The sequence below is a fragment of the Pseudomonas sp. 43(2021) genome, assembly GCF_017490805.1.
In the GTDB taxonomy this organism is placed as follows: Bacteria; Pseudomonadota; Gammaproteobacteria; order Pseudomonadales; family Pseudomonadaceae; genus Aquipseudomonas.
Map to the genome: position 1 here is coordinate 1 of NZ_JAFGYJ010000492.1, position 454 is coordinate 454.

The 454-nt window shown below is 60.6% G+C and carries 1 protein-coding gene; it reads left to right on the top strand.

Annotated elements, in window-relative coordinates; translation table 11 throughout:
• Positions 1 to 2: 2 nt before the first annotated feature.
• The coding region (locus tag J5M71_RS28330; RefSeq protein ID WP_347709884.1) for an ABC transporter substrate-binding protein at positions 3 to 454 on the top strand (452 nt) is incomplete at its 3' end.

Consider the following 454-nt stretch of genomic DNA (forward strand, 5'->3'; position numbering starts at 1 on the left):
TGATCAGCCTGGCCTTGAGCTCACCCGCAAGCGCGACGATTACCGAAAGTCACGGTTATGCGCAGTTCGGCACGCTCAAGTACCCGGCCAGATTTACCCACTTCGACTGGGTCAACCCGCAAGCGCCCAAGGGCGGTACGTTGCGGGTGATGGCGTTCGGCACCTTCGATACGGTCAATCCGTACACTTTCAAGGGCACCAGCCCGGTCACCACCGCCAATTTTCTCCAGTACGGCATCAACGAGCTCAACGAGCCGCTGATGGTTGGCACCGGGCAGTATTCGCCGTCCGGCGACGAACCCGCGTCGAGTTACGGGTTGATCGCACAATCGGTGGAGTACAGCGAAGATCGCAGCTGGGTCGTCTTCAATTTGCGCCCCGAAGCGCGCTTTCACGACGGCGCGCCTGTCACCGCCTACGACGTGGCGTTCTCCTATCGAACGCTGCTCAAGGA